Here is a 23,831-nt window from a genome sequence, read left to right as displayed (position 1 = left end):
CCAGTTCGTTGCGTGGTTGGTAGAAGACACGAAGATTCGTCATGAGGCTGAGCGATGCAAAAGCTTGACCGTAAGTACCGTGACTGGCGGGGAAACATCGTCAGGGTTACCGGCTACGACAGGGAAAAGCAGCAAGTCATATTCAGACGTGAAGGCTATGAGCACGAGTGTATGCAGCCTGTTGAGCAATTCCGCGACAAATTCACAAGGGTTGAAGAATGACTACCAGTAGCCGGATATTCGATGTTGTTCAGGCCATGTCGGGCCAGAAGAACGTAATTATTATTCCGCGCCCATACCTTCAATTCTTTGGTGAAGATCAGCAGGCGTATCAGCTCGCTGCTGTGTTGAATCAACTGGTTTTCTGGTCTGGTTGTGGCGGTCGTGACGACGGTTGGTTCTACAAAACGCATGAGGAGTTGGGCGAGGAAGTGGCGCTGGGCAGGGACCAGATACGCCGTATCGTAACCAAGCTTGAAAGTAAGTACCTGGTTGGTGTTCTGGATACTGCAAACCGTCGCTTAAACAATGGCGACAAGGTTAAGCACTATCGCCTGGACGGTAACAAACTTATCGAGCTTATTTTCCCGGTGAAAGAAAATGCGTGTCCGCCGAATGGGAACGGCGAAAGTGCCGAACCGGAACAGCACATTCGCCACTCCGAAACGGCGGAAGTGCCGTTTGATGGGAACGGCGAAGGTGCCGTTCCTATTCTCTATACAGATCTAAACACAGATCCAAACTCACAGATCATAAAACCTATTGGTCAACCGCAAGCGGCAGACCCACAGCAGGTTGATTCTCTGAAAATTGACTACAACGCCGTTCTTGAAGCATTCCACACCACGCTGCCTGAAATGCCTGCGGTTATCAAAATGACCGACAGCCGTCGTAAGTCACTGCGTAAGCTCTGGAAAGACTACGACCTGACGATTGAAAAGTGGGGGGCATACCTGCGCTACATCGCTAAACATTGCCGCTGGATGCTGGAGGACCGCCCTGACAATACCGCTGGCAAGACATGGCGCAAGAAGCACTTCGATTACCTGATTACCGAAAAATGCTACCTGTCCGTGAAAGAGTTCCGCGCCAATGATTTGCCGAAAGTTGCCCGAGTGGACAATACCGAGCGTGATGCCGCGTTTGTCCGTCTGGTTGCCCAGGGCAAAAAACCTAATGGTCGTATTGAAGAGCTGGCGAAATCCGCAGCGGGTAAAGCGGGTTTGGGGCGGATGAACGAAGTGATGGCGCGTGTTTCATGGAAATCCATCTGGTTGCAGGCAGTGGCGCAGGCGAGTGAAGAAGATTTGATGAAGGTGGCATCATGAATTTAACCGTGACTCAACACCCATATTGCCAGGCATTGTCAGAACAGCGCAGTAAAAGCGCGCATAAGCTTAACGAAATTGGCGATCAGTGGCGTACACCGGACAACATTTTCTGGGGTATCAATGCGATGTTTGGTCCACTGGTCCTCGATCTGTTTAGCGATGGCGAGAATGCGAAGTGCAACGCTTTTTATACCGCAGAAGACAATGCGTTAACTCAGGACTGGTCAGAACGTCTGAAAGAACTAAACGGCGCGGCATTTGCTAACCCACCCTACAGCCGGGCGGCTAAGTTCGATGATCAGTACATCACCGGCATGCGTTACATCATGGAGCATGTCAGCGCAATGCGTGAAAAAGGCGGTCGCTATGTGTTTCTGATTAAGGCTGCGACGAGTGAAGTCTGGTGGCCGGAAGATGCCGATCATATTGCGTTTATTCGTGGTCGCATTGGTTTTGATTTGCCGGAGTGGTTTATCCCTGCTGATGATAAACAGGTTCCATCTGGTGCATTCTTTGCTGGTGCTGTCGCGGTATTCGATAAGAACTGGCGCGGTCCGGCGATGAGTTATATCAGCCGTAAAGATCTCGAAGCACAAGGTGATGCGTTTATCGCGCAGATCCGTCGAGAGGCTATGCGCCTGCTACCCCAAATGCAGCAACAAAATATTCCAGAAATTATTTCTACACCTGACGAAGTCGGGCCTGTCGATAATCAGGCACAAACTGAAACAGCGGCCAGTGAATTATCTCCTGGAGATGAAACCCTCCCGTTAACCCAGAAAGACATACTTGAACAAAGCGGTGTTGAGGTCTGGGCTTGTGTTTGTGCTGCGTTTGGCAATGAGGCTGAATACACCTTCAATCAGTCCAAATACGCACATACCTGGGCATCGGATTCTATTGATAAACCTGAATTTGTCACGGTGAGCAAATCCACGATCGCTCGCGCTCAACGCATCATAAAAGAGCATCAAGTAGGCAAGGGGCTCAAAGAGTGGGTGGTGCATCAACAAATTGAGAGCGGTGTGTCGACTGAAATTCTCGAACGTCTTGAATGCGTATTTGCTGAAGAAGGTGAGTATGAAAACGGGCTCGAGTTGGAGGCGTTTCTGCACGCTCTGGACTCCATTGATCTTAAGTCTTTGAGCAACATTCGCCATATACGTGCCCACCTCAGGGTATGCAGAGATCAACGGGAGGATGCCGCATGATCGGGCTGACTAGTCGTCAACAAGAAGTACTTGGGGTGCTGGTGGATTATCAAAGTCGTAACGGTTATCCACCAACATGCCAGGAGATTGCTGACCTGATGAACCTGAGCTCACCGAACGCCGCTGCCGAGCATCTGAAGGCACTGGAGCGAAAAGGGGCAATCAGTATCACTAAGTATAAAGCCCGCGGGATCCAGATCATCGGATTGGATTCACCAGCTCAACAGCGTGATGAAGCGTTAGAGGTTATTCGTGATCTGCTTGCCTGCAATGTGGGCTGTGCGGAGAGGGCGCTGTTTCTTCTGAGTCGTTATCAGCCAGAGGGTGAAAAGGTATGAAGCTGACTCTGCCATTCCCACCGAGCGTGAACTCGTACTGGCGAGCCCCCAATAAAGGACCATTGGCAGGTCGTCACTTAATCAGCGCAGATGGGCGAGTATTCAGAAGCAATGCTTGTGATGCGGTAATTGAACAACTGCGCAGGATCCCTAAACCCATCAGTGTTGAGTTATCCGTTAGCGTGGTGCTGTTCCCCCCCAATCGTGCTCGTCGCGATCTGGATAACTATCTGAAAGCGTTGTTTGACGCGCTGACACATTCCAATGTTTGGGTGGATGACAGCCAGATTAAGCATATGGACGTCAGATGGGGACCGATAGTACCGAAAGGAAGTGCAGAAATAACGATTCGAGAATTTATCAATAAGACCGTAACGGGTGCAGCCGCCGGTCAATGAAAAGTGGAGAGCGCATGAACAGTACAGTCAGTGAAATTGCTTCTCGTCAAAACCATCATGTAATGAACGCCACTCAGGCACTGGCTATGTCCAGTCGAGACATTGCTGAGCTGGTGGAGTCTCGGCACGATGATGTGAAACGTTCGATTGAACGTCTCGCAGAACGCGGTGTGATTCAACTTCCGCCAATGGCGGAGGTTAAAAATCATCTCAATCAGGCAGTGCAGGTATACCTGGTGGGTAAGCGTGACAGTTATGTTGTGGTGGCCCAGCTGTCTCCGGAGTTTACCGCAAGATTAGTCGACCGCTGGCAGGAGCTGGAGCAGGGATTAAGTTCGCCGGTGCCACAAACGTTTTCGGAAGCGCTGCGTCTGGCTGCGGATCTGGAAGAACAGAAGCAAAAGCTGACAGAAGCATTATTAGCTGCTGCGCCTAAAGTTGAGTTTGTAGATCGCTACTGTAGTGCGAGAGGCTCAATGTCATTCCGGCAGGTTGCAAAGTTGCTCAATGCCAAAGAGCCAGAGTTTCGTTTGTTCCTGCTGGATAAAAACATTATGTATCGCCTTGGCGGGGTGCTGACGCCACATCACCAGCACACCAGCGCCGGTCGATTTGAAGTTAAAACAGGTACCTCAATCACCTCTAACCATGCTTTCAGCCAGGCGCGCTTCACTCCAAAGGGTGTTAAGTGGGTTGCCGGATTGTGGGCTGAATATCAGCAGCAGGGTGGTCTGGCATGAGGGCTCTACTTAGACCGGTTGTCGTTCGTGAGTTAGGCCTGGCGGTTTTCAGAGTGGGGCAGGAATTACTCCCTCTGTTCTCCGGCCGCGTTATTATCGATTACGCCCCTGAACATATGATTGAGTGGACTTCGGGGGCATTGCCGCCCGCCAGGCAATCACTGGGTGATGATCCGGCTCTGGCGCCATTCTTCGCTAATGAAAAGGTGATTCAGGCTGCTGGTGGATTTAATGGCCTGGAAGCCTGGCTAATGCGACAACCCATCGATTGCCAGTGGCCACACTCCGATTATCACCATAACGAGCTGGTGACGACGCGGTTTCATTCTGGCTCCATTCGTCTGTGCTGGCACTGCGATAACAAACTTCGGGATCACCATACAGAGCAATTATCCAACATGGCGAAAGCTAACGTTGTGGCCTGGATAATTGATACCGCCCGTATCGCCCTCAGATTTAACGATAGCCATATCCTGACGTTACCCGAGCTGTGCTGGTGGGCAACAACGATGGAGCTTGTCGAGACACTACCAGAAGGTATGGCCCGACGCGCCCTTGATATGCCACAGGATGTCATCCTTTCAGTTAGCCGCGAGAGCAGAATCGTTCATGAGTTATCGGCCACCAGCATTGTCCAGGAGAAAGTGAAACCAGTTCTCAAGCTGAAGGTGGATCCGGAAAGCCCTGCAACATTAATACGTCGTCCAAAGCGTATTCGCTGGGAAAACCCAAATTTCATAAAGTGGGTGAAAATACAGCCATGTGAAGGCTGCGGCTCACCAGCTGACGATCCGCATCACCTAATTGGCTGGGGACAAGGTGGGATGGGTACGAAAGCTCATGACCTTCTTTCCATCCCACTTTGCCGTATCTGCCATACAGAACTACATAACGACCCGGTTAAGTTTGAGCAAAAGCATGGCTCGCAACCGGCAATGATTATTCGAATTCTTGACCGGGCTTGCGCGCTTGGCGTGCTGGCGTAAGGGAGCCAAGTGATGAACCAGCAACAACTTCAGTACATCCGAGAAGAACTTATGGTGGCCACGGCCGATTTTAGTGGAGCAACGAAAGGTCAATTAGTCGCGTTTGCTGATAATGCGCAGTTTGATACGGGACGGTATAAGCGCAAGCGCCGTAAAGTAATGGACGAAGTGACCGGGAAGATAATCACACTGACGGTCGATCCGGTACCTGGCCAGCAATCCAGGGCGAAAGGTTCATCTATTGCCCTGGTTCAGCCAGTTGAATTCCGCACTGCATCATGGCGCCGTGCACTGGCTACGCTCAACAAACACGAGCATGCCTGGCTGTCATGGTGTTATGCCGGTGATCTGTCATTTGCTCACCAGGTGGCGATTACAGAATGGGCATGGGTAGAATTCAAAGAGTGGCTCGGCACAAGGAAGATTGCAGGGAAGACATTGAAGCGATTGCAGGCGTTTGTGTGGCTGGCAGCGCAGGATTCAAGGAGTGAGTTAAAGGGCGGAGCAGGGTATCAGCATGCTGATCTTGCTGCATTGGTCGGAATAAGCAAATCAACCTGGTCTGAAACATACTCAGAGCACTGGAGAGCCATGAAGGCTCTTTTTATACGTCTGGATAGCAACGCACTTTGTGCGACAGCGAAAACACGATCACAACAAAAGGCGACGAATTTACGTATAAGTCTTGCAAAACCGAACTGAATGGGCGATATTTAAGCCTAATTTGATATTGTGCCATCAGTGCATTTGGTGGCAGTAGATAAAATTAACCCCATCAACGAAGACACTTAAGCCGGACTACACGAATGACTAATGAACCCGCAGAGTGCGGGTTTTTACTTTATTGATGCACATTCATTCAAGAGCAAAACAGAACTATATCTAAGTAGATGATCTCAATGCAGCGAATTTTTTCTGTTGGTAATGTGCAAGGAAAATTTGTGGTAATTCTCATCTGAATGAGCATGTAGACTCTGCTTATCATGTCCGCAAAACTTGCTGGATTGCCCTACTAAATGCAGTAAAAAAATATTTGTGTAAGCGCAAATTTTCTTCAATTTATTGTTGATAAATTTGTGGTTAACCATCTATATTTAAGGCGTAAATCAGTTTAAATGAATTTTTAGCGAGCTCCGAGAGGGGCTCTTTTCGCATCTGTATAACGGATGTTTCTATATGTAGTGGGTCGACGGGGTTTCTGTCGCTATATATAGTGATTAGTGGGGCCGAAGCTATGACTATAACCGAGCTGTACGAAAATTTTGGAATTGCACAATCTGAGTTCAAACCACATGAAACTGTCAATGACTTTGGTCGCAGGGTCATGAGCTCTAACTCAATGCAATTGGAGCAAACAGGAGTTTTATACTCTACAGGATCTTCTGTTGATAAACTCAATGTTAATCAGGTAGTTAACCAGGAATATCAGCTTTATTCATACTAATTATGCCTAATTGGAATAAGGTCATGGGCGAGATGGCAGTACTCGCCCAAAAAAGCCCTCTGGACACTGTTAGAAGCAAATACATTAAAGAAATGTCAGAAATGACCGGACGAAATGTAATTGCATATTATTCTGGTTTTCTCCAAAAAAGCTCCCCATCAGTTAGCCACTTAATAAGCATGACTGATGATGATAAAAATGGATTCATGACGGCAATTCATGGGCTTGATACAACCAAAGGTCTTGATCTGCTATTGCACACCCCAGGTGGTGACATAGCTGCTTTAGAATCAATTGGATATTACTTACGTGCAAAGTTTGGCAGTGATATCAGGGTTTTCGTACCTATGATTTCAATGTCTGCTGGAACGATGCTCGCATGCACAGCAAAAGAAATTGTGATGGGCAAGCAGTCAAACATTGGCCCATTCGATCCTCAAGTTGGTGGTGTTCCTGCGCACGGTGTTATAGAAGAATCGCAGAAGGCTATGCAGGACATTCTAAAGAATCCTGCATCTGCAAATTTTTGGCAATTCACAATGTCTAAATTGAACCCGACATTTATTGGTGAATGTGAAAAAGCGATTCAGTGGGCATCAACAATCGTCACTGAATGGTTAGTTACTGGAATGTTTGATGGTGAAAAGGATGCAAAGCAGAAAGCAGATTATATCTGTTCTCATCTTAACAACCATAGTTCCACGTTCGCTCATGCCCGTCACATTCATAGCGATAAAGCTAGCCAAATTGGTTTAAAAATAACCCCTATGGAAAATGATCAGGCTTTGCAAGATATAGTGTTAACCATCCACCATAGTTATATGCACACTTTTGGTGGTAGCACGGCTGCAAAAATTATAGAAAACCATGAGGACGGACGCAGAGTTTGGCATGTCCCACCAGGACAAGCCTAGCCTGAAATATAATGAGGTCCACTTCGGTGGACCTTTTTTTTACCCCGTTTTAGAGATGCAAAGAAAAATAGGTGACTAAATGTCAGCAGAACCTATCTCCGGCACTGCAACAGCACATGCTGCGGTGACTACTGTCACGTTTGCCGGATTATGGGCTAACACTGATGCCGGGGTGATACTTGGTGCCTTCGCTGGTGCCACACTTTATGTCCTAACTTCTCGAAGCTTGCACTGGTGGGAAAAGCTGCTTTACGGTCTGGCTTCATTCCTTGCTGGCCTTATTGGTGCGAAGTACATGACTGCCATACTCAACGCCACATTGAATACCACACTGGGAAAGATTGCTCCTGGTACCGAAGTCATCCCAGTACCTGAGTCTATCGGTGCGCTGGTGGCTGCTGCGGTCATTATCACTTTTGTCCTCATGTACAAATCACGGCTGGAGAAGCGAGCAGCTGCTGAGGAGGGGAAATGAAAATCGACTGGGCAAATATCTGGCTTCAGGCCAATGCGATAATTGGTCTGCTGGTTGTGATAGTGATTGGGTCATATCAGCGCAACAACTCCCGACATAAACCGCATTATTCCTTCATTGCCTGGCTGGCGATGATTGCTCTCATCTCAATTCCGATCCGCATCTGGATTGGCAATTACTCCGTAGTGGACCGCTCAGAGGTCATTGTGAACTTCATACTCCTGCTGGTGATGCTGAACTCGCGGGGGAACATCGCCGGTAAAAGGAGTTAGCTTTGAATCAACAACAATTCCAGATGGCGGCTGATATAAGCGCCGGGTTAGCTGCGCGCTGGTTTCCGCACATTGACGCAGCAATGAAAGAGTTTGGCATTATGTCACCGGTTGACCAGGCCATGTATATAGCGCAGGTTGGTCATGAATCATCAGGTTTCAGTACGCTGGTGGAGAGCTTCAATTATTCAGTTGAGGGATTGAAGCTAACGTTCGGTAGCCGCCTCAGCCCTTACCAGTGTGAATTGCTGGGCAGGGTGAACAGTAAGCAGGTCGCTCATCAGCCCCAAATTGCCAACCTGGTGTATGGCGGTCGAATGGGTAATAAAGATGCGGGTGATGGCTGGAGGTTTCGTGGGCGAGGTCTGATTCAGATTACCGGCCTGACAAACTATCGTGATTGCGGTACCGGTTTGAAGCTCGATCTGATTACTTCACCCCAACTGCTTGAGCAAGACCGACACGCAGCGCGTTCGGCGGCGTGGTTCTACACCTCGAAAGGCTGCATGGTTTACGCCGATATTAATCGTGTAACGCGCATTATCAACGGTGGCCTGAACGGTATTGAAGATCGCAAAGCTCGCTACAACAAAGCGCGGGCGGCGCTCCTGGTATGAAGCTGAGTTATCAACTTCTGATTGCAGCATTTGTCATTAGTCTTGCTGGTGGCCTGGTGTGGAGCGCTAATCACTACCACACCAAATATCAGGATGAGAAACATCGGGCTGATAAAACTGATCAAAGTCTCACCCTGGCTAATCAGACGATTAGTGATATGCAGATACGTCAGCGTGATGTTGCTGCGCTTGATGCTAAATACATCGGAGAACTAGCAGATGCCAAAGCGACGATTGAACAGTTGCAGCGTGATATTGCTGCTGGCACTAAGCGGCTGCGCCTCGCCGCCACCTGTCAAGGTGTGTCCTCAGCCACCAGCCCCACCAGCTTGGATGATGTTGCCAGCCCCCGACTTACTGACACCGCTCAACGGGATTATTTTGCCCTCAGAGAGCGAATCGAAACCAGTAGTCAGCAAATAGCAGGCATGCAGGACTACATTAGGCAACAGTGTATGAAATAGTGCAAAATCAAAATAAGCTCTCTTTTTTCAACTTTGAATCTTATGCCAATAGCTTGTGCTCTTAGTTGATAGTAACTTGTATGGCATTGATATAGGTAATAAGAGAGCTTAAATGGAATCTCGAGGGAGTTATCTAGTAAAGCCAATTTTAGAGATTGGAAGTGGGACATTTGGTCGCGTTGAGAAAATCGAACTTTACAATACCAGCGGCCATTTTTGTGGTGAGTTTGCTCGTAAAATCCTATCTGTTAACAAAGTCATTGTTGGTTCTATCTTTAGCCCTGATGATTGGAGAAGAAGATTCGAACGGGAAGTTACCTACCAGTCAAGATGCCGACATTCCAACGTCGTACCAGTACTTATACATAACCTTGAAGTAGAATACCCTTGGTTTGTAATGCCCTTGGCTGAAACAGATCTTCTTAAGGAGATCGATAAAAACGTACTCGATGATGATCAAAAACTTAACATTATAAAGATGACATTGATGGGGGTTGAATTCATACACAGTAAAGGCTATCTACATCGTGATTTAAAGCCAGAGAACATCCTCAAGTTTGCTGATGGGAATTATAAAGTGTCTGATTTCGGCTTAGTGCGGCACGATGATCCGAATGCAGCATCGGCTGTGCTGACAAATATAGCTGTCAGTATGGGAACTGATGGCTATAAAGCTCCAGAAGTTAATAGTGGTCTCTATAGCCCAAAAACAGACATCTATGCTGCAGGTGCCATAGTTAACAAGTTAAATTTAAGTCATATTGATGGTATTGATGCCATTATTGGTAAGGCTACAGCGTATAAGCCTAATGCGAGATATGATTCAGTTAGTTCAATGCTTGTCGATCTCGAATCAGTTATCAAAGGGAGGCGAGCATGATAAATCTTCTGAGTTGTGGTTTTTTCTCGTGTCCAAAAAATCATGACAAAGGTAATCAAGATTCCTACATCTTACCTTCTGCAGTTGGTAATGGCTTCGTTTTTGCTGTTGCAGATGGTGTAGGTTCATATCTTGGTGCAAGAGAGGCTGCAGATGTAGCTACTTCGGTAGTGCGCACTGTAGGTGCTTTACAAATTACAGACATTCAAAAAACCTTGTCCATGGTAAAGGATAAAGTTGATGCGATGGCGGAGTCTCGGCAGGACTGGGTTAATGCAGCAACAACCTTGTCATACTGCTACATCGATGAACAAGCCCTTTATGTTGGACATGTTGGTGACACTCGAGTTTATATAAAAAAAGGCAATAAACTACACTTGGTGACCAAAGACCATACCCAACACCAAGAACTTCTTGATGATGGTATTTACACTAAGCGTGAGTTGCTTGACTTACCCGGAAAAAGTACTCTAACAGCAGCAATATCAAGAAACATAGCGCTGCGTTTTCAGAGCATTAGATTACCCCTTAGTGAGATTGTTGATGAGAATGGTTTGCTTACCATATACATCATGTCTGATGGCGCGCACCATTTCTGGGAAAAAAGACCGAGGTTCTCTATTGAGACGTTGATGAAATCACCTAGATTTGCTGCAAGCCTTTTAAGACGAATTGAAAGAAACGGACCGATAGATGATCATACGTTGATTGCAGCTTCGTTTCTCATAACTGGCTAATGACTAAGCCGCCCTCGGGCGGTTTTTTATTGCCATCGCAATGGATATTAATGCAAGTATTCACTGAGTGCCTGCGATAATGCGATGAGATACAATCACTTCATTAAAAATGAGGTGGAAATGGACGCGGATTTTATCAGTTTTGAATCAATGCTTGCGGCAAGAAGCTCCGCAGAGTGGGCATATTGGCAGATGTGGATTTCTTTGTTCTCTACGTTTGCAACATTTCTTGCGGCAGTAGTAGCGCTTGTTACTGTTTCCAGCTGGAGGAAACAAGAATCGCTCAAAGATAAGAAAGTTTTTATTTTGTCTGTCAACAGGTTTCAACAAACCATAGGTTTAGGCCCTCATACATATCTTTTGGAGGACATCCCTACAAATGATGAAAGTCATCCATTCTGGAAATTAACTAACACTCTGTTAACTATTTATGAGAATGCGGTGACAATCTCAAGTAAAAAAGAACGTAAAAAGGCAGAGGCTATCTACCTGCTACTCTCCGAAATTTATGAGTCATTACATCAAGGGGAAATCGATAGAGATGCTGCTGTGAAAAAAATCCTGGAAATTCGAACTAATCGTTTCTTTGAAAAGATCTAAGGGATTACAGCTTCAAATTTATTACGTGGCCACTAGTATTTGCTAGTGGCTTTTTTTATTGGAGCGCGTATGCCACCTCGTACACCCAAAGCTTGCCGTTCCCGTGGTTGTTGCAATACCACAACCGACTCTGATGGTTACTGTTCTCAGCATAAAGGTGAAGGCTGGAAGTCCCACAGGCCTGGGCAAACACGCCAACAGCGCGGCTATGGTCGTCAGTGGGATGTGATACGGCCACGGATCCTCAAACGTGATAAGTGCTTGTGCCAGAACCATCTCAGGCAGGGTGTGGTGAAGCAGGCTTCATGTGTGGATCACATCATTGCCAAGGCCCATGGCGGTACTGATGCTGACAGCAACCTTGAGAGCCTGTGCTGGTCGTGCCATGCCGCGAAGACCGCGCGTGAACGGCTCAGATGAGAGGGATTATCATCTGATAGGTAAGGGGGAGGGGGAGGTCACATCCCTGCAGCCCTTGCCCTTCCGGACTGCCCGCCTCGTCGTATTTTTACACCCGCGAAAAATAAAATTAAAACTGGAGCGATGCTATGCCCGGAGTTTCTGGTCGTTCCGGGCGTCGACCAAAGCCAACGGAACTGAAAAAACTTGGTGGCAACGCCGGGAAGCGCACCCTCAATAAAAATGAACCTGCTTTCACGCCAATCACCGGCGTTGATCCCCCTGAGTGGCTGGATGAAATCGCCAGCACCATGTGGCAACTGGCAGCAAAAGAACTGTGTGCGCAGCGCGTGCTGTGTGCAACCGACCTTCACAATCTTGAGCTGTTCTGCATTGCCTACTCGAACTTCCGTGCGGCCCAGGAGGAAGTGACTGTTCGTGGGATAGTGGTTGCTGGTGCCACCGGTGGTCCCATAAAGAACCCTGCTCTGACAGTAGTAAATGAGGCGGGCCGTCAGATGGCAACGTTCGGTGGCATGCTGGGTCTTGATCCGGGGAGTCGTCAGCGCCTGACTGGTCCACAAAAGAGTAACTCAGACAATCCGTTCAAAAATCTATGACCCGTAAATCCTATCCGAATGTAAATGCGGCGAATCAGTATGCCCGGGATGTGGTGCGCGGGAAGATTGTCGCCTGTCAGTTTGTTATCGATGCCTGCCAGCGTCATATCGATGATCTGGCCAGAGAAAAGTCGAAGAAATTCCGGTACCGCTTTGATAAAGACATGGCAGAGAAAGCGGCAAAGTTTATTCAGCTGCTGCCTCACACCAAAGGGGAATGGGCGTATAAGCGAATGCCGATCACGCTGGAGCCCTGGCAATTATTCATCGTGTGTTGTGCTTTTGGCTGGGCAAAGAAGGGAACCAAATTGCGTCGTTTCCGTGAGGTTTATACGGAGATCCCCCGCAAGAATGGCAAGTCTGCTATTTCGGCAGGTGTGGCGCTGTACTGTTTCGCCTGTGACGATGAGTTTGGTCCGGAAGTGTACTCTGGCGCCACAACAGAAAAGCAGGCATGGGAGGTTTTCCGGCCGGCTCGCCTGATGTGTAAACGTACCCCGGCACTGGTGGAAGCATTCGGTATAGAAGTTAATGCCTCGAACATGAACCGACCGGAAGACGGTGCACGCTTTGAACCCCTCATCGGTAATCCTGGTGACGGTTCGTCACCCAGCTGCGCCATTGTCGATGAATACCACGAACATGATACCGACGCACTTTACACCACGATGCTGACAGGTATGGGCGCACGTAAGCAGCCGTTAATGTGGGCCATTACGACCGCGGGCTACAACATCGAAGGCCCGTGCTATGACAAGCGCCGCGAAGTCATCGAGATGCTGAACGGTTCGGTTCCGAATGATGAGTTGTTTGGTGTGATCTACACCGTCGATGAAGGTGATGACTGGACAGACCCAAAGGTGCTGGCGAAAGCCAATCCGAATATGGGCATCTCTGTTTACAGTGACTTTCTTCTCAGCCAGCAGCAGCGCGCCATTAACAATGCACGCCAGGCGGGTGTGTTTAAAACCAAGCACCTCAACATCTGGGTATCCGCAAAAGCCGCTTACTTCAACATGGTCAGCTGGCGCAATTGCGAAAATCCGCTGCTGACACTTGAACAGTTCGAAGGGCAACCCTGCACACTGGGCTTTGACCTTGCGCGCAAACTTGACCTGAACAGCCGGGTGAGACTCTTCAGCCGGGATATTGACGGCAAAAAGCACTACTACTGCATCGCGCCGAAATTCTGGGTGCCCTATGACACGGTTTATAGCGCGGATACGAACGACCAGCGAACCGCTGAGCGTTTTCAGAAGTGGGTAACGACAGGCCATCTGACCCCAACCGAGGGCGCAGAAGTTGATTACCGTGAAATTCTTGAGGATACGAAGGCGCTGAATAAGGCCAATCCTGTCGATGAAAGCGCCATTGACCCACATGGCGCAACGGGTTTGTCACACGAACTGGCAGATGAGGGATTAAACCCGATAACCATCGTCCAGAATTACACCCACATGAGCGACCCGATGAAAGAACTGGAGGCGGCAATTGAATCCGGCCGTTTTCATCATGACGGTCATCCCATCATGACCTGGTGTATTGGCAACGTGATCGGCAAAACCCTGCCGGGAAATGATGATGTTGTCAGACCGATTAAAGAAACAAGTGACGCAAAGATTGATGGCGCAGTGGCGCTGATTATGGCTATCGGCCGCGTCATGCTCTATGAAAAAACTGAATCCCTTTCTGACCGCATTGAGTCTTACGGCATCCGTTCACTTTAACTGAGGCAATTATGATCCTGATGATTCTCGCCCCGCTGGTCGGGGTGTTGGGGGCGCTATTGCTCTCATTTGGGGCATGGATGATTTACCCCGCTGCGGGTTATATCGCTGGTGGAGTTTTATGTCTTATCTGGTCATGGCTGGTGGCGAGAAAGTTGTCACCTGAAGCACAAAACTCATCCGGGGGTGAATGATGTTTTTTGCCGGGATGTTTACCAAAAGTGATAAGCCAGTGACTACCGCGGCAGAGCTGGCGCAGGATATTGGCCTGTCTTACGACACATATACAGGAAAACGAGTCAGCAGCCAGCGCGCGATGCGTCTTACCGCGGTCTTCGGCTGTGTGCGAGTCCTTGCTGAATCCATCGGAATGCTCCCCTGCAGTATTTTTAAAACGATAGGCAGAGGTAAAGAGAAAGCGACAGCTGAACGATTGAATAAACTGGTTTCCATGAAACCCAACGGTTACATGACACCCCAGGAGTTCTGGGAACTGCTCATCGTTTGTTTGTGCCTGCGGGGGAATTTTTATGCTTACAAGGTAAAAGCACTGGGGGAGGTGGTTGAACTTCTGCCCATTGATCCCGGGTGTGTTATTCCAAAGCTCAATAGCAACTGGGAGCCCGTTTACCAGGTGACGTTCCCGGATGGCTCAACTGACGTGCTGGGGCAGGATGACATCTGGCACGTCAGGATCCTCACGCTGGATGGCCTGGTCGGTTTAAACCCTGTTTCGTATGCGCGAGAAGCAATCTCTCTTGGGCTGGCAACGGAAGAGCATGGCTCCCGTTTGTTCAGCAATGGTGCGGTGACTTCTGGTGTGTTGCGCACAGAACAAACCCTCAGCGATCTTGCATATGACCGGCTGAAAAAAGATTTTGAAGAACGCCACCAGGGGTTAGGGAACGCGCATAAGCCGATGATCCTCGAAATGGGGCTCGACTGGAAGTCGATGGCATTGAGTGCTGAAGATAGTCAGTTTCTTGAAACCCGAAAATTTCAGCTTGAGGAAATATGCCGTCTGTTTCGGGTGCCAATGCACATGGTTCAGAACACGGATCGGGCGACGTACAGCAATATCGAAGAACTGGGCATGGGCTTCATTAACTACTCACTGATCCCTTACCTCACGCGCATCGAGCAGCGGATCAATATCGGCCTGGTCCGGGAGTCGAAGCAGGGAACCTACTACGCCAAATTCAATGTTGGCGCGCTGCTGCGTGGTGACATGAAATCCCGCTTTGAAGCCTACGCCACGGCAATCAACTGGGGCATGTACTCGCCGAATGACTGCCTTGAGCTTGAAGATCGGAACCCTCGCCAGGGCGGTGATGTTTATTTAACCCCAATGAATATGACCACAAAGCCGTCTGACGGCAGCAAGACAAAACAGGAAGAGGGCAACAATCATGCTGACTAAACAGCGACTGGATGTGCCACTGAAACTGAAAGCAGTGAGTGATTCCGGGGAGTTTGAGGGCTACGGATCGGTATTTGGCGTTAAAGACAGCTACGACGATATCGTTGTTCCTGGCGCATTCTCCGCTTCATTGTCTTCGTGGAAGGGTAAAAACGCACTTCCCTCAATGCTCTGGCAGCATCAGATGCAGGAGCCCATCGGCATTTACACCGAAATGCGCGAAGACGATGTGGGTCTCTTTGTGAAAGGTCGCCTGCTTATTGATGACGATCCGCTGGCGAGACGCGCACATGCTCATATGAAGGCCGGTTCTTTAACCGGCCTTTCTATTGGCTACATCCTGAAAGACTGGGAATACGACCGAACCAAAGAGGCATTTCTCCTGAAAGAAATAGACCTGTGGGAAGTCAGCCCGGTCACGTTTCCATCCAATGACGAAGCGCGAGTGAGCGATGTAAAAAGTGCCTTTGCCAGAGGAGAAACACCCAACCAGAAAAGTATTGAGCGAGTCCTGCGCGATGTTGGGCTCTCCCGTACCCAGGCCAAAGCATTTATGGCCGGGGGCTATGGCGCGTTATCTCTGCGTGATGTTGATGATGAACCGTCATTTCTTGATGCACTTAAATCCCTGAAATTTTAATTCCGGAGTGAACACAAATGGCTATTGAAAAGAAAGATGTAGAAGAAGTCGCGCAGGCTCTTCAGGTCAAATTTGACGAGTTCAAAAAGACCAACGATTCGCGCCTGGACGCGATTACCCAGGAGAAAGCAGCACTCGCGGGCCAGGTTGAAACCCTGAACGGCAAGCTGAGCGAACTGGAAAACCTGAAGTCGGATCTGGAAGCAGAGTTGATCTCGGTTAAACGTCCTGGCGGCCCACAACAGCAGTCTAAAGCGGCGACTGAGCACAAGACGGCCTTTATGCAGTTTATGCGTAAAGGTGACGATGACGGTCTGCGCGATCTGGAGCGCAAGGCGCTGCAGATTGGTACCGATGAAGACGGTGGCTATGCCGTGCCGGAGGAGCTGGATCGTAACATTCTTAACCTGCTGAAAGATGAAGTGGTGATGCGCCAGGAAGCCACGGTGATTACCATCGGGGGTTCAGATTATAAAAAGTTGGTTAATGTGGGTGGGACTGCATCGGGTTGGGTGGGTGAAACCGACCAGCGCCCTGCAACCGAAGCATCCAAACTGAAATTGATTGAACCCTTCATGGGCGAAATCTACGGTAATCCTCAGGCCACTCAGAAAATGCTTGATGATGTATTTTTCAATGCAGAAAACTGGATCAATAGTGAGCTGGCCATTGAGTTTTCAGAGCAGGAAGAGGTCGCCTTTACTACCGGTAACGGCACCAAGAAACCAAAAGGTTTCCTGGCTTATACATCCAGCATCGAGGCCGACAAAACCCGTGCATTCGGTACCCTTCAGCACATCCTGTCTGGTTCGGCGGCCGCAGTAACCGCCGATTCAATCATTCAGCTGGTGTACACCCTGCGCAAGTCGAACCGCAACGGCGCTAAGTTTATGATGAACAACAACAGTTTGTTCAAAATTCGAATCCTTAAGGATTCAGAAGGTAATTATCTGTGGCGCCCAGGGCTGGAGCTCAACCAGCCTTCAACCCTGGTGGGTTACGGTGTCGCGGAAAATGAACAGATGCCGGATATTGCCGCTGATGCTAAAGCCATCGCTTTTGGTAACTTTAAACGTGGCTATACCATCGTTGATCGCATCGGTACCCGCGTTCTCCGCGATCCGTACACCAACAAACCTTATGTCGGTTTTTATACTACCAAGCGTACTGGTGGCATGCTTACCGATTCTCAGGCTATCAAGCTTTTGCAAATTGGCGCTGTAGCTTAATTAAACTCAACAGGGGGGAGAGCCCCTGTTATTTCGAGGATATTCCATGTTTAAGCTGAAAACAGAGTTGAAATGGTCACCTGATGGCTGTCGGGTTGAAACGATCCCGAAAGGTGAGCATGAGGAATTGCCTGATCGTGCGGTAGAGATTGCTATGCAAATCGGCATTCTTGACCTGGTTGATGTTGAACAAAATACTGGCCAGCAGCCAGAGCAGCCAGAGCAGCCAGAGCAGCCAGAGCAGCCAGAGCAGCCAGAGCAGCCAGAGCAGCCAGAGCAGCCAGAGCAGCCAGAGCAGCCAGAGCAGCCAGAGCAGCCAGAGCAGCCAGAAAACCCGTCAAAGAAAGTGAAAAAATAACCCGCGACGCGGGTTTTTTTATAGGTGATGCCAATGCTTGTTGACTTAGATGACATCAAGAAGCAGCTGCGTCTTGAGGTTGATTATACCGAAGAGGACGATTACCTCACATTGATCGGCGAGGCTGCTGAGGCAAAGACAGAAACGTATCTCAAACGCAGTCTTTATGCACTCAACGAGACGATTCCGGATAGCGATCCTGATGGCATGCATCTCACTAAAGATATACGCCTGGGATTACTTTTCCTGATTGCTCACTTTTATGAAAACCGCTCGACTGTCAGTGAGGTTGAAATGAGTGAAATGCCACTGACATATACCTGGCTGGTTGGTCCTCACAGATTCTTCCGGCAATGAAACTCCGCCAGGCGCAAACCAGCGCGACATATCTGCTCCCGGATCCAGGGGAACTCAATAAGCGGGTAGAAATCCGGCACCGTATTGATAAGCCGTCGGATGATTTTGGTGTTGAACCTGAATATCCGGTTTCTTTTCCCGCGTGGGCAAAGATAGTTCAGACCAGCGCGACAACCTACCAGGCAACGGCTCAGACGGATGATGTGATAACCCACTACATCACAGTTCGCTGGCGCCGTGAAATCACCTCTGATTTTGAAGTGGTGCATGGCAACCAGGTATTCAGGGTAAAGCGAAGACGTGATCTGAACGGTAAGCGACGTTTTTTGTTGCTTGAATGCACTGAACTTGGCGAATTACCTTCCGCTGGCGCAAGGAGTGACAATGGGGACACCCTTTTTTCACGTTGATTTTCAACAACCCAATGAAATGCGTTTTAACCGTGCACGCGTCCGCCGCGCATTTATTCGTATTGGTCAGGTGCATATGCGTGATGCGCGTCGGTTGGTCATGCGTCGTGGTCGATCTGAACCGGGTGAAAACCCTGGTTACCAGACCGGACGCCTGGCCCGTTCGATTGGTTTTATGGTTCCGAGGGCCAGTAAAAACCGTCCTGGCTTTATGACGCGTATTGCCCCTAACCAGCGTAACGGCCAGGGAAACCGGATGATAAACGGTGACTTTTATCCGGCATTTCTGTTCTACGGTGTGCGCGGTGGGGCGAAACGCAAGCGTGGCCACCATCGCGGTGCTTCCGGTGGGAGCGGCTGGCGGCTGGCCCCTCGCAGCAACTTTATGGTTGAAACGCTCGAGAAAAACAGCAGCTGGACGCGGTACTTCCTTGCCCGTGAGCTGCGCAAATCCCTGAAACCGGAGAAACGCCGGACATGAAACTGACCCCCATTATTGCCACGCTTCGCGCGCATTGTCCGTATTTTGAAAACCGTGTGGCTGGTGCTGCTCAGTTTAAAAACCTGCCAGAGGTTGGGAAGTTGTTGCTGCCAGCGGCGTATGTGGTGCCCGGCGATGACTCACCTGGCGAGAATAAAAGTCAGACCGATTACTGGCAGGATCTGAAAGAAGGTTTTTCCGTCATTGTCATGGTGAGTAACGGGCGTGATGAACGTGGCCAGTTCGCCGCTTTCGACGTGGTTGACGATGTTCGTAAGATACTTTTCAAAGCTTTGCTTGGCTGGAACCCCGAGGAACGGGGTAATCCCATCACATACGATGGCGGCACACTGCTCGATCTGAACCGTCACGAGCTTATTTATCAGTTCGATTTTGCGGTTGATAACGAATTAACCGAAGACGATACGCGTCAGCAGGCAGAGCTTGACGCCCTGGATGAATTCAAAACTCTGGCCATTGACGTTGATTTTATCGATCCCGGCAATGGGCCGGATGACGTTATCGAGCTTCACACCGAAATAAAACTCCCCATCTGAGAGGCCCCATGTTTGTAAAACCCGTTAAAGGGCGGTCAGTACCTGACCCGGCCCGCGGTGACCTGCTGCCCTCAGAAGGGCGAAATGTCGAAGAAAATAATTACTGGCTGCGGCGTGAAGCGGCTGGAGATATTCAGCGCGTCAACAAGAAGGTGAAAACCAATGACAATTAGTATGAACACGATCCCCGCCAATACGCTGGTGCCGCTATTCTATGCAGAAATGGATAATTCGGCGGCGAATACCTCGCAGGACAGTGCGCCATCCTTGCTGCTGGGGCATGCGAACACCGGGGCCTCTATTGCAGCAAACAGCCTGGTGCTGATGCCGTCGGCAGATTATGCAAAACAGATTTGCGGTCCGGGCAGTCAACTGGCACGTATGGTCGATGCCTACCGTGTGACCGACCCGTTCGGTGAGCTGTATATCATCGCGGTACCGGAAGCGGTTGGGGCAGCGGCTACGGTGACTATGACGGTGACCGGTGCTGCCACCGCAAGTGGTACGGTCACGCTGTATATCGGGCGCACCCGGGTACAGGCAGCAGTGGTCAATGGTGACGCTGTAGCTGTTGTTGCCAGCAGTATCAAGGATGCCATCAACGCGAATATCACGCTGCCGTTTACGGCAACGTCTGCTGCAGGTGTGGTGACGCTTACTGCCCGACATAAAGGACTGACCGGGAATGATATTCCGGTGACGCTGAACTACTACGGGTTTGGTGGTGGTGAAGTGCTACCGGCGGGGATCATGATAGTCATTGCCGCTGGGGCTGCGGGTACAGGCTCCCCTGTACTGACAGGTGCAATTGCGGCGATGGCGGATGAACCGTTTGATTTTATCGGACATCCGTACAGTGACACCGCCTCAGTAAATACTTTTGCCAGTGAAATGAACGATACCAGCGGGCGCTGGAGTTATGCACGACAGCTATATGGGCATGTTTATACCTCGAAAATCGGCACGTTGTCAGATCTGGTATTAGCAGGCGATCAGTTCAATCATCAACACATTACGCTGGCAGGGTACGAAACGGCTACGCAAACCGCAGCAGATGAACTGGCGGCCAGTCGCACCGCGCGTGCGGCCGTGTTTATCCGCAACGATCCGGCCCGCCCAACCCAGACCGGTGAACTGGTAGGCATGCTGCCGGCACCTAAAGGTCAGCGCTTTACCATGACCGAACAGCAGTCTTTGCTCACTCATGGTGTTGCGACCGCTTATGTGGAAAGCGGGATCCTGCGCATTCAACGTGATGTCACCACGTACAAAAAGAACGCCTGGGGCGTGGCAGACAACAGCTATCTCGACAGTGAAACGCTGCACACCAGCGCCTACGTACTTCGCCGTCTTAAGTCCGTCATTACCAGTAAATATGGGCGCCATAAGCTGGCAAATGACGGTACCCGTTTCGGGCCTGGTCAGGCCGTTGTCACTCCGTCAGTTATCAAAGGTGAATTGCTGGCGACTTATCGACAGCTAGAACGTTCCGGCATCGTAGAAAACTACGACTTGTTCAAGCAGCACTTGATTGTTGAGCGTGATGCCAGAGACCCAAACCGCCTGAACACGCTATTCCCTCCTGATTATATTAACCAGTTGCGGGTGTTTGCGGTGGTTAACCAGTTCCGTCTTCAGTATGCAGAGGAGTCCGTTTAATGGCTCGTATTGGTGGTACCTGTTATTTCAAAATTGACGGCCAGCAGCTTTCGCTGACGGGTGGCATTGAGGTGCCGATGAACAAGAGCGTCAAGGATGACGTTATCGGTATGGCTGGTGATATTGATTACACGGAGAAGTGGCGTTCACCGTACATCAAGGGCAGCTTCAAAGTACCGAAGGATTTTCCCGTCAACAAAATTACCACATCAGATCAGATGACTATTACCGCTGAACTGGCGAATGGTCAGGTCTATGTGCTGTCGTCTGCCTGGCTTCACGGCGAAGCGAACCATAACGCCGAAGAAGGTACAGCAGAACTTGAATTCCACGGACAAGAAGGGGATTACCAGTAATGCAGGAACTTGAACTGAAAAAGCCTATCACCGCGCACGGTGAAACCCTGTCGGTGCTGGAGTTTGACGAGCCAACCGGAAAAGATGTGCGCGAACTCGGCTATCCGTACCAGATGAACCAGGATGAGTCCGTAAAACTCCTGGCTCATGTGGTTTCTAAATACATTGTTCGCCTGGCGAAAGTACCACAAAGCTCGGTTGACCAGATGTCACCCGGTGACCTGAACACCGCAGCCTGGCTAATTGCCGGTTTTTTCCTTCAGGCCTGACGGCTGATTACCTGACTGATCGGTATTTTGACTGCGCCAAATATTGGCGCATAAACCCATTCGAATTACTGGCGATGCCAATCAGCGAAATTCCTTTGCTGGTCAGTCAGGCAAACAGAATAGAGTCAGAGAGGCAAGGCAATGGCTGAGTTTGAACTGAAGGCACTCATCACCGGTGTTGATAAATTATCGCCAACACTGTCACGGATGCAGAAAAATCTGCGGGGATTTAAACGCCAGACAGAAGAGGCTTCCCGTGGCGGGATTGCTATGGCTGGCGGCCTTGCTGCCGGGCTGACATTGTCTCTGCGGGCTTATGCTCAGCAGGAAGATGCCGCTACGGGCCTCAAAGTTGCCATGATGCAGGCGAACGGTGAGGTTGGTTCAAGCTTTGAGGGGATCAATAAACTGGCTGTCGGGCTCGGAAATCAACTGCCGGGTACGACCGCTGATTTCCAGAACATGATGCAGATGCTGGTTCGCCAGGGGATACCAGCGGAGAATATTCTGGGCGGTGTGGGTAAGGCCACGGCCTACCTCGCGGTTCAGCTCAAGAAAACACCTGAAGCAGCCGCAGAATTCGCCGCGAAAATGCAGGATGCAACAGGAACTGCTTCTGATGACATGATGGGATTATTCGACACTATCCAGAAAGCGTTTTATCTCGGTGTCGATGATACGAACATGCTCTCGTTCTTTTCCAAAACCAGCTCTGTGTTGAAAATGGTTAATGCCGATGGGCTGAAGGCGGCGCAAGGTCTGGCTCCGATTGCTGTCATGATGGATCAGATGGGAATGCAGGGCGAAGCCGCTGGTAATGCCTTGCGCAAAGTCATACAGGGCGGCCTCGATCTTAAGAAGGTAAATAGCGCCAATAAACTGATACAAGGTGTTGGTCTAAAGGCGAAACTGGACTTCACTAATGGCAAAGGCTCGTTTGGTGGGTTGGATAAATTAATCGCTCAACTGACCAAGTTGCGGGGATTAAATGATGTTGATCGAACCAAAGTTATAAAAAGCATTTTTGGTGATGATGCTGAAACTCTTCAGGTCGTTAATACGCTTATCGATAAAGGTAAGGATGGCTACGACCAGATCCAGCAAAAAATGAATAAGCAGGCCAGCCTGAACAAACGTGTTGAAGCGCAGTTGGGTACGTTAGCTAACCTTTGGGAGGCGATGACCGGCACCGCGACAAATGGCCTGGCGGCAATTGGTGGAGCATTCGCTAAAGACACGAAGGGCATTGTCACCTGGCTTGGTGACATGTCGGAAAAATTTGCGACATTTGCGGAAAAAAATCCGGCGGTCATTCGCAGCGCGGTAGGACTTGCTGCCGGGTTGACCCTCCTGAAACTGGGGTTTATGGGCGTTGGCGGGGCGATAACGATTGTCAGCCGGCTTATGGCACTGAGTCCGATAGGCATGATTGCGACGGCTATTGCGCTGGCTGCGGGACTGATTATCACTAACTGGGATACGGTCGGGCCGTATTTTGAAGCGCTGTGGGCATTTTTTAAGCCGATATTCTCTGACTGGCTGCACTGGGCAAAAACGGCTTTCGGCTGGTCTCCGCTGGGGCTGATTATTAATAACTGGGGACCGATCGTTCAGTGGTTTAAGGATATGTGGGAAACTATTAAGCCATATATATCCTGGATCATCGATGGCTCCAGCGACACTGTGGCTGCAGCAAATGCTGCTCAGTGGGGGGCTGGTGGCTACGGCGCATATGGAACAGGTGTTGCCAGCGGGGGTTATAACCCATACCAAATCCAGCAGAGTTCATCTACCCCATCTCAGGCAAATGTTGTTATTGAGTTGAAGGGGGCACCGCCGGGCACAAAAGTTACAGACTCTAAATCCAGTGGAGTTAATGTCACTACTGATGTGGGTTACACCAGAATGGGGAGGTAGGGTATGGGAGGGTAGCCCTCCCATA

The 23,831-nt window shown here is 49.7% G+C and carries 33 protein-coding genes; all 33 read left to right on the top strand.

What is annotated here, in order from left to right:
- Window positions 1-54 precede the first annotated feature (54 nt).
- The 33 genes from OH773_RS13275 to OH773_RS13115 all read left to right on the top strand — a co-directional run bounded on the left by OH773_RS13275 (window position 55) and on the right by OH773_RS13115 (window position 23,806).
- Window positions 55-222 (top strand): DUF4222 domain-containing protein, encoded by a 168-nt coding sequence (locus OH773_RS13275; protein ID WP_270139301.1) that lies wholly within the window; start codon window positions 55-57, stop codon window positions 220-222.
- Entirely contained in the window at window positions 219-1,328 is a 1,110-nt protein-coding gene (locus OH773_RS13270; RefSeq protein WP_270139300.1) for a hypothetical protein, read from the top strand. The genes OH773_RS13275 and OH773_RS13270 overlap by 4 nt, the downstream gene beginning before the upstream one ends.
- Window positions 1,325-2,542 (top strand): phage N-6-adenine-methyltransferase, encoded by a 1,218-nt coding sequence (locus tag OH773_RS13265; protein ID WP_270139299.1) that lies wholly within the window; start codon window positions 1,325-1,327, stop codon window positions 2,540-2,542. The genes OH773_RS13270 and OH773_RS13265 overlap by 4 nt, the downstream gene beginning before the upstream one ends.
- Entirely contained in the window at window positions 2,539-2,880 is a 342-nt protein-coding gene (locus tag OH773_RS13260) for a LexA family transcriptional regulator (RefSeq protein WP_270139298.1), read from the top strand. Before OH773_RS13265 ends, OH773_RS13260 begins: the two co-directional genes overlap by 4 nt.
- The gene (locus tag OH773_RS13255) at window positions 2,877-3,278 is read left to right on the top strand and encodes a RusA family crossover junction endodeoxyribonuclease (protein WP_270139297.1); all 402 of its coding nucleotides are present in this window, start codon (window positions 2,877-2,879) and stop codon (window positions 3,276-3,278) included. Before OH773_RS13260 ends, OH773_RS13255 begins: the two co-directional genes overlap by 4 nt.
- 14 nt (window positions 3,279-3,292) lie before the next feature.
- Window positions 3,293-4,018, top strand: a complete 726-nt coding sequence (locus tag OH773_RS13250; protein WP_442865610.1) for a phage antirepressor KilAC domain-containing protein — start codon at window positions 3,293-3,295, stop codon at window positions 4,016-4,018.
- Window positions 4,015-5,004: a DUF968 domain-containing protein gene (locus OH773_RS13245; RefSeq protein WP_270139296.1), complete on the top strand. Its 990-nt coding sequence runs from the start codon at window positions 4,015-4,017 to the stop codon at window positions 5,002-5,004. Before OH773_RS13250 ends, OH773_RS13245 begins: the two co-directional genes overlap by 4 nt.
- A gap of 12 nt (window positions 5,005-5,016) precedes the next feature.
- Window positions 5,017-5,706, top strand: coding sequence for a bacteriophage antitermination protein Q (locus tag OH773_RS13240; protein WP_270139295.1), 690 nt, complete (start codon window positions 5,017-5,019; stop codon window positions 5,704-5,706).
- Between the two features lie 765 nt (window positions 5,707-6,471).
- Window positions 6,472-7,362 (top strand): SDH family Clp fold serine proteinase, encoded by an 891-nt coding sequence (locus OH773_RS13235; RefSeq protein WP_270139294.1) that lies wholly within the window; start codon window positions 6,472-6,474, stop codon window positions 7,360-7,362.
- Window positions 7,363-7,441: 79 nt separating this feature from the next.
- On the top strand, window positions 7,442-7,837 hold the full coding sequence (locus OH773_RS13230) for a putative holin (RefSeq protein WP_270139293.1): 396 nt from the start codon (window positions 7,442-7,444) through the stop codon (window positions 7,835-7,837).
- Complete coding sequence (locus OH773_RS13225) at window positions 7,834-8,109, top strand: phage holin family protein (protein WP_270139292.1); 276 nt, start codon at window positions 7,834-7,836, stop codon at window positions 8,107-8,109. The genes OH773_RS13230 and OH773_RS13225 overlap by 4 nt, the downstream gene beginning before the upstream one ends.
- Before the next feature lie 2 nt (window positions 8,110-8,111).
- Entirely contained in the window at window positions 8,112-8,726 is a 615-nt protein-coding gene (locus OH773_RS13220) for a glycoside hydrolase family 19 protein (RefSeq protein ID WP_270139291.1), read from the top strand.
- On the top strand, window positions 8,723-9,190 hold the full coding sequence (locus OH773_RS13215; RefSeq protein WP_270139290.1) for a lysis protein: 468 nt from the start codon (window positions 8,723-8,725) through the stop codon (window positions 9,188-9,190). The genes OH773_RS13220 and OH773_RS13215 overlap by 4 nt, the downstream gene beginning before the upstream one ends.
- Before the next feature lie 112 nt (window positions 9,191-9,302).
- Window positions 9,303-10,070, top strand: coding sequence for a protein kinase domain-containing protein (locus OH773_RS13210; protein ID WP_270139289.1), 768 nt, complete (start codon window positions 9,303-9,305; stop codon window positions 10,068-10,070).
- Window positions 10,067-10,807 (top strand): PP2C family protein-serine/threonine phosphatase, encoded by a 741-nt coding sequence (locus OH773_RS13205; protein WP_270139288.1) that lies wholly within the window; start codon window positions 10,067-10,069, stop codon window positions 10,805-10,807. The genes OH773_RS13210 and OH773_RS13205 overlap by 4 nt, the downstream gene beginning before the upstream one ends.
- A gap of 120 nt (window positions 10,808-10,927) precedes the next feature.
- A complete protein-coding gene (locus OH773_RS13200) occupies window positions 10,928-11,407 on the top strand; it encodes a hypothetical protein (RefSeq protein WP_270139287.1) in 480 nt (159 codons plus the stop codon).
- Window positions 11,408-11,476: 69 nt separating this feature from the next.
- The gene (locus OH773_RS13195) at window positions 11,477-11,827 is read left to right on the top strand and encodes an HNH endonuclease (RefSeq protein WP_270139286.1); all 351 of its coding nucleotides are present in this window, start codon (window positions 11,477-11,479) and stop codon (window positions 11,825-11,827) included.
- 128 nt (window positions 11,828-11,955) lie between these two features.
- Complete coding sequence (locus OH773_RS13190; protein WP_270139285.1) at window positions 11,956-12,426, top strand: phage terminase small subunit P27 family; 471 nt, start codon at window positions 11,956-11,958, stop codon at window positions 12,424-12,426.
- Entirely contained in the window at window positions 12,423-14,153 is a 1,731-nt protein-coding gene (locus tag OH773_RS13185) for a terminase large subunit (RefSeq protein ID WP_270139284.1), read from the top strand. Before OH773_RS13190 ends, OH773_RS13185 begins: the two co-directional genes overlap by 4 nt.
- A gap of 11 nt (window positions 14,154-14,164) precedes the next feature.
- On the top strand, window positions 14,165-14,347 hold the full coding sequence (locus tag OH773_RS13180; RefSeq protein WP_270139283.1) for a hypothetical protein: 183 nt from the start codon (window positions 14,165-14,167) through the stop codon (window positions 14,345-14,347).
- The gene (locus OH773_RS13175; RefSeq protein ID WP_270145862.1) at window positions 14,347-15,573 is read left to right on the top strand and encodes a phage portal protein; all 1,227 of its coding nucleotides are present in this window, start codon (window positions 14,347-14,349) and stop codon (window positions 15,571-15,573) included. Before OH773_RS13180 ends, OH773_RS13175 begins: the two co-directional genes overlap by 1 nt.
- On the top strand, window positions 15,563-16,213 hold the full coding sequence (locus OH773_RS13170; protein ID WP_270139282.1) for an HK97 family phage prohead protease: 651 nt from the start codon (window positions 15,563-15,565) through the stop codon (window positions 16,211-16,213). The genes OH773_RS13175 and OH773_RS13170 overlap by 11 nt, the downstream gene beginning before the upstream one ends.
- A 17-nt stretch (window positions 16,214-16,230) precedes the next feature.
- A complete protein-coding gene (locus tag OH773_RS13165) occupies window positions 16,231-17,442 on the top strand; it encodes a phage major capsid protein (RefSeq protein ID WP_270139281.1) in 1,212 nt (403 codons plus the stop codon).
- Window positions 17,443-17,488: 46 nt separating this feature from the next.
- Window positions 17,489-17,800, top strand: a complete 312-nt coding sequence (locus tag OH773_RS13160) for a hypothetical protein (protein ID WP_270146040.1) — start codon at window positions 17,489-17,491, stop codon at window positions 17,798-17,800.
- A 33-nt stretch (window positions 17,801-17,833) separates the two neighbouring features.
- The gene (locus tag OH773_RS13155; RefSeq protein ID WP_270139280.1) at window positions 17,834-18,157 is read left to right on the top strand and encodes a head-tail connector protein; all 324 of its coding nucleotides are present in this window, start codon (window positions 17,834-17,836) and stop codon (window positions 18,155-18,157) included.
- On the top strand, window positions 18,154-18,567 hold the full coding sequence (locus OH773_RS13150) for a phage head closure protein (RefSeq protein WP_270139279.1): 414 nt from the start codon (window positions 18,154-18,156) through the stop codon (window positions 18,565-18,567). The genes OH773_RS13155 and OH773_RS13150 overlap by 4 nt, the downstream gene beginning before the upstream one ends.
- Window positions 18,542-19,048, top strand: coding sequence for a hypothetical protein (locus OH773_RS13145; RefSeq protein ID WP_270139278.1), 507 nt, complete (start codon window positions 18,542-18,544; stop codon window positions 19,046-19,048). The genes OH773_RS13150 and OH773_RS13145 overlap by 26 nt, the downstream gene beginning before the upstream one ends.
- Window positions 19,045-19,605, top strand: a complete 561-nt coding sequence (locus OH773_RS13140; protein WP_270139277.1) for a phage tail terminator protein — start codon at window positions 19,045-19,047, stop codon at window positions 19,603-19,605. Before OH773_RS13145 ends, OH773_RS13140 begins: the two co-directional genes overlap by 4 nt.
- A gap of 8 nt (window positions 19,606-19,613) precedes the next feature.
- Entirely contained in the window at window positions 19,614-19,778 is a 165-nt protein-coding gene (locus OH773_RS13135) for a DUF2635 domain-containing protein (RefSeq protein ID WP_270139276.1), read from the top strand.
- The gene (locus tag OH773_RS13130; protein WP_270139275.1) at window positions 19,768-21,264 is read left to right on the top strand and encodes a phage tail sheath subtilisin-like domain-containing protein; all 1,497 of its coding nucleotides are present in this window, start codon (window positions 19,768-19,770) and stop codon (window positions 21,262-21,264) included. The genes OH773_RS13135 and OH773_RS13130 overlap by 11 nt, the downstream gene beginning before the upstream one ends.
- Window positions 21,264-21,620, top strand: coding sequence for a phage tail tube protein (locus OH773_RS13125; protein ID WP_270139274.1), 357 nt, complete (start codon window positions 21,264-21,266; stop codon window positions 21,618-21,620). Before OH773_RS13130 ends, OH773_RS13125 begins: the two co-directional genes overlap by 1 nt.
- Complete coding sequence (locus tag OH773_RS13120; RefSeq protein ID WP_270139273.1) at window positions 21,620-21,889, top strand: phage tail assembly protein; 270 nt, start codon at window positions 21,620-21,622, stop codon at window positions 21,887-21,889. Before OH773_RS13125 ends, OH773_RS13120 begins: the two co-directional genes overlap by 1 nt.
- Before the next feature lie 141 nt (window positions 21,890-22,030).
- Complete coding sequence (locus OH773_RS13115) at window positions 22,031-23,806, top strand: phage tail tape measure protein (protein WP_270139272.1); 1,776 nt, start codon at window positions 22,031-22,033, stop codon at window positions 23,804-23,806.
- The last annotated feature ends 25 nt before the right edge of the window (window positions 23,807-23,831 follow it).

It is taken from the genome of Buttiauxella sp. WJP83 (assembly GCF_027594725.1).
GTDB lineage: Bacteria > Pseudomonadota > Gammaproteobacteria > Enterobacterales > Enterobacteriaceae > Buttiauxella > Buttiauxella selenatireducens.
Note: the sequence above shows the minus strand (reverse complement) of the source record. Positions and strands in the feature narration are given on the sequence as shown.

What these genes read in the sequence shown, in the direction of transcription:
- OH773_RS13275 (WP_270139301.1), top strand. Translation starts at nt 55, where the DNA reads ATGCAAAAGCTTGACCGTAAGTACCGTGACTGGCGGGGAAACATCGTC.
- OH773_RS13270 (WP_270139300.1), top strand. Translation starts at nt 219, where the DNA reads ATGACTACCAGTAGCCGGATATTCGATGTTGTTCAGGCCATGTCGGGC.
- OH773_RS13265 (WP_270139299.1), top strand. Translation starts at nt 1,325, where the DNA reads ATGAATTTAACCGTGACTCAACACCCATATTGCCAGGCATTGTCAGAA.
- OH773_RS13260 (WP_270139298.1), top strand. Translation starts at nt 2,539, where the DNA reads ATGATCGGGCTGACTAGTCGTCAACAAGAAGTACTTGGGGTGCTGGTG.
- OH773_RS13255 (WP_270139297.1), top strand. Translation starts at nt 2,877, where the DNA reads ATGAAGCTGACTCTGCCATTCCCACCGAGCGTGAACTCGTACTGGCGA.
- OH773_RS13250 (WP_442865610.1), top strand. Translation starts at nt 3,293, where the DNA reads ATGAACAGTACAGTCAGTGAAATTGCTTCTCGTCAAAACCATCATGTA.
- OH773_RS13245 (WP_270139296.1), top strand. Translation starts at nt 4,015, where the DNA reads ATGAGGGCTCTACTTAGACCGGTTGTCGTTCGTGAGTTAGGCCTGGCG.
- OH773_RS13240 (WP_270139295.1), top strand. Translation starts at nt 5,017, where the DNA reads ATGAACCAGCAACAACTTCAGTACATCCGAGAAGAACTTATGGTGGCC.
- OH773_RS13235 (WP_270139294.1), top strand. Translation starts at nt 6,472, where the DNA reads ATGGGCGAGATGGCAGTACTCGCCCAAAAAAGCCCTCTGGACACTGTT.
- OH773_RS13230 (WP_270139293.1), top strand. Translation starts at nt 7,442, where the DNA reads ATGTCAGCAGAACCTATCTCCGGCACTGCAACAGCACATGCTGCGGTG.
- OH773_RS13225 (WP_270139292.1), top strand. Translation starts at nt 7,834, where the DNA reads ATGAAAATCGACTGGGCAAATATCTGGCTTCAGGCCAATGCGATAATT.
- OH773_RS13215 (WP_270139290.1), top strand. Translation starts at nt 8,723, where the DNA reads ATGAAGCTGAGTTATCAACTTCTGATTGCAGCATTTGTCATTAGTCTT.
- OH773_RS13210 (WP_270139289.1), top strand. Translation starts at nt 9,303, where the DNA reads ATGGAATCTCGAGGGAGTTATCTAGTAAAGCCAATTTTAGAGATTGGA.
- OH773_RS13205 (WP_270139288.1), top strand. Translation starts at nt 10,067, where the DNA reads ATGATAAATCTTCTGAGTTGTGGTTTTTTCTCGTGTCCAAAAAATCAT.
- OH773_RS13200 (WP_270139287.1), top strand. Translation starts at nt 10,928, where the DNA reads ATGGACGCGGATTTTATCAGTTTTGAATCAATGCTTGCGGCAAGAAGC.
- OH773_RS13195 (WP_270139286.1), top strand. Translation starts at nt 11,477, where the DNA reads ATGCCACCTCGTACACCCAAAGCTTGCCGTTCCCGTGGTTGTTGCAAT.
- OH773_RS13190 (WP_270139285.1), top strand. Translation starts at nt 11,956, where the DNA reads ATGCCCGGAGTTTCTGGTCGTTCCGGGCGTCGACCAAAGCCAACGGAA.
- OH773_RS13185 (WP_270139284.1), top strand. Translation starts at nt 12,423, where the DNA reads ATGACCCGTAAATCCTATCCGAATGTAAATGCGGCGAATCAGTATGCC.
- OH773_RS13180 (WP_270139283.1), top strand. Translation starts at nt 14,165, where the DNA reads ATGATCCTGATGATTCTCGCCCCGCTGGTCGGGGTGTTGGGGGCGCTA.
- OH773_RS13175 (WP_270145862.1), top strand. Translation starts at nt 14,347, where the DNA reads ATGTTTTTTGCCGGGATGTTTACCAAAAGTGATAAGCCAGTGACTACC.
- OH773_RS13170 (WP_270139282.1), top strand. Translation starts at nt 15,563, where the DNA reads ATGCTGACTAAACAGCGACTGGATGTGCCACTGAAACTGAAAGCAGTG.
- OH773_RS13165 (WP_270139281.1), top strand. Translation starts at nt 16,231, where the DNA reads ATGGCTATTGAAAAGAAAGATGTAGAAGAAGTCGCGCAGGCTCTTCAG.
- OH773_RS13160 (WP_270146040.1), top strand. Translation starts at nt 17,489, where the DNA reads ATGTTTAAGCTGAAAACAGAGTTGAAATGGTCACCTGATGGCTGTCGG.
- OH773_RS13155 (WP_270139280.1), top strand. Translation starts at nt 17,834, where the DNA reads ATGCTTGTTGACTTAGATGACATCAAGAAGCAGCTGCGTCTTGAGGTT.
- OH773_RS13150 (WP_270139279.1), top strand. Translation starts at nt 18,154, where the DNA reads ATGAAACTCCGCCAGGCGCAAACCAGCGCGACATATCTGCTCCCGGAT.
- OH773_RS13145 (WP_270139278.1), top strand. Translation starts at nt 18,542, where the DNA reads ATGGGGACACCCTTTTTTCACGTTGATTTTCAACAACCCAATGAAATG.
- OH773_RS13140 (WP_270139277.1), top strand. Translation starts at nt 19,045, where the DNA reads ATGAAACTGACCCCCATTATTGCCACGCTTCGCGCGCATTGTCCGTAT.
- OH773_RS13135 (WP_270139276.1), top strand. Translation starts at nt 19,614, where the DNA reads ATGTTTGTAAAACCCGTTAAAGGGCGGTCAGTACCTGACCCGGCCCGC.
- OH773_RS13130 (WP_270139275.1), top strand. Translation starts at nt 19,768, where the DNA reads ATGACAATTAGTATGAACACGATCCCCGCCAATACGCTGGTGCCGCTA.
- OH773_RS13125 (WP_270139274.1), top strand. Translation starts at nt 21,264, where the DNA reads ATGGCTCGTATTGGTGGTACCTGTTATTTCAAAATTGACGGCCAGCAG.
- OH773_RS13120 (WP_270139273.1), top strand. Translation starts at nt 21,620, where the DNA reads ATGCAGGAACTTGAACTGAAAAAGCCTATCACCGCGCACGGTGAAACC.
- OH773_RS13115 (WP_270139272.1), top strand. Translation starts at nt 22,031, where the DNA reads ATGGCTGAGTTTGAACTGAAGGCACTCATCACCGGTGTTGATAAATTA.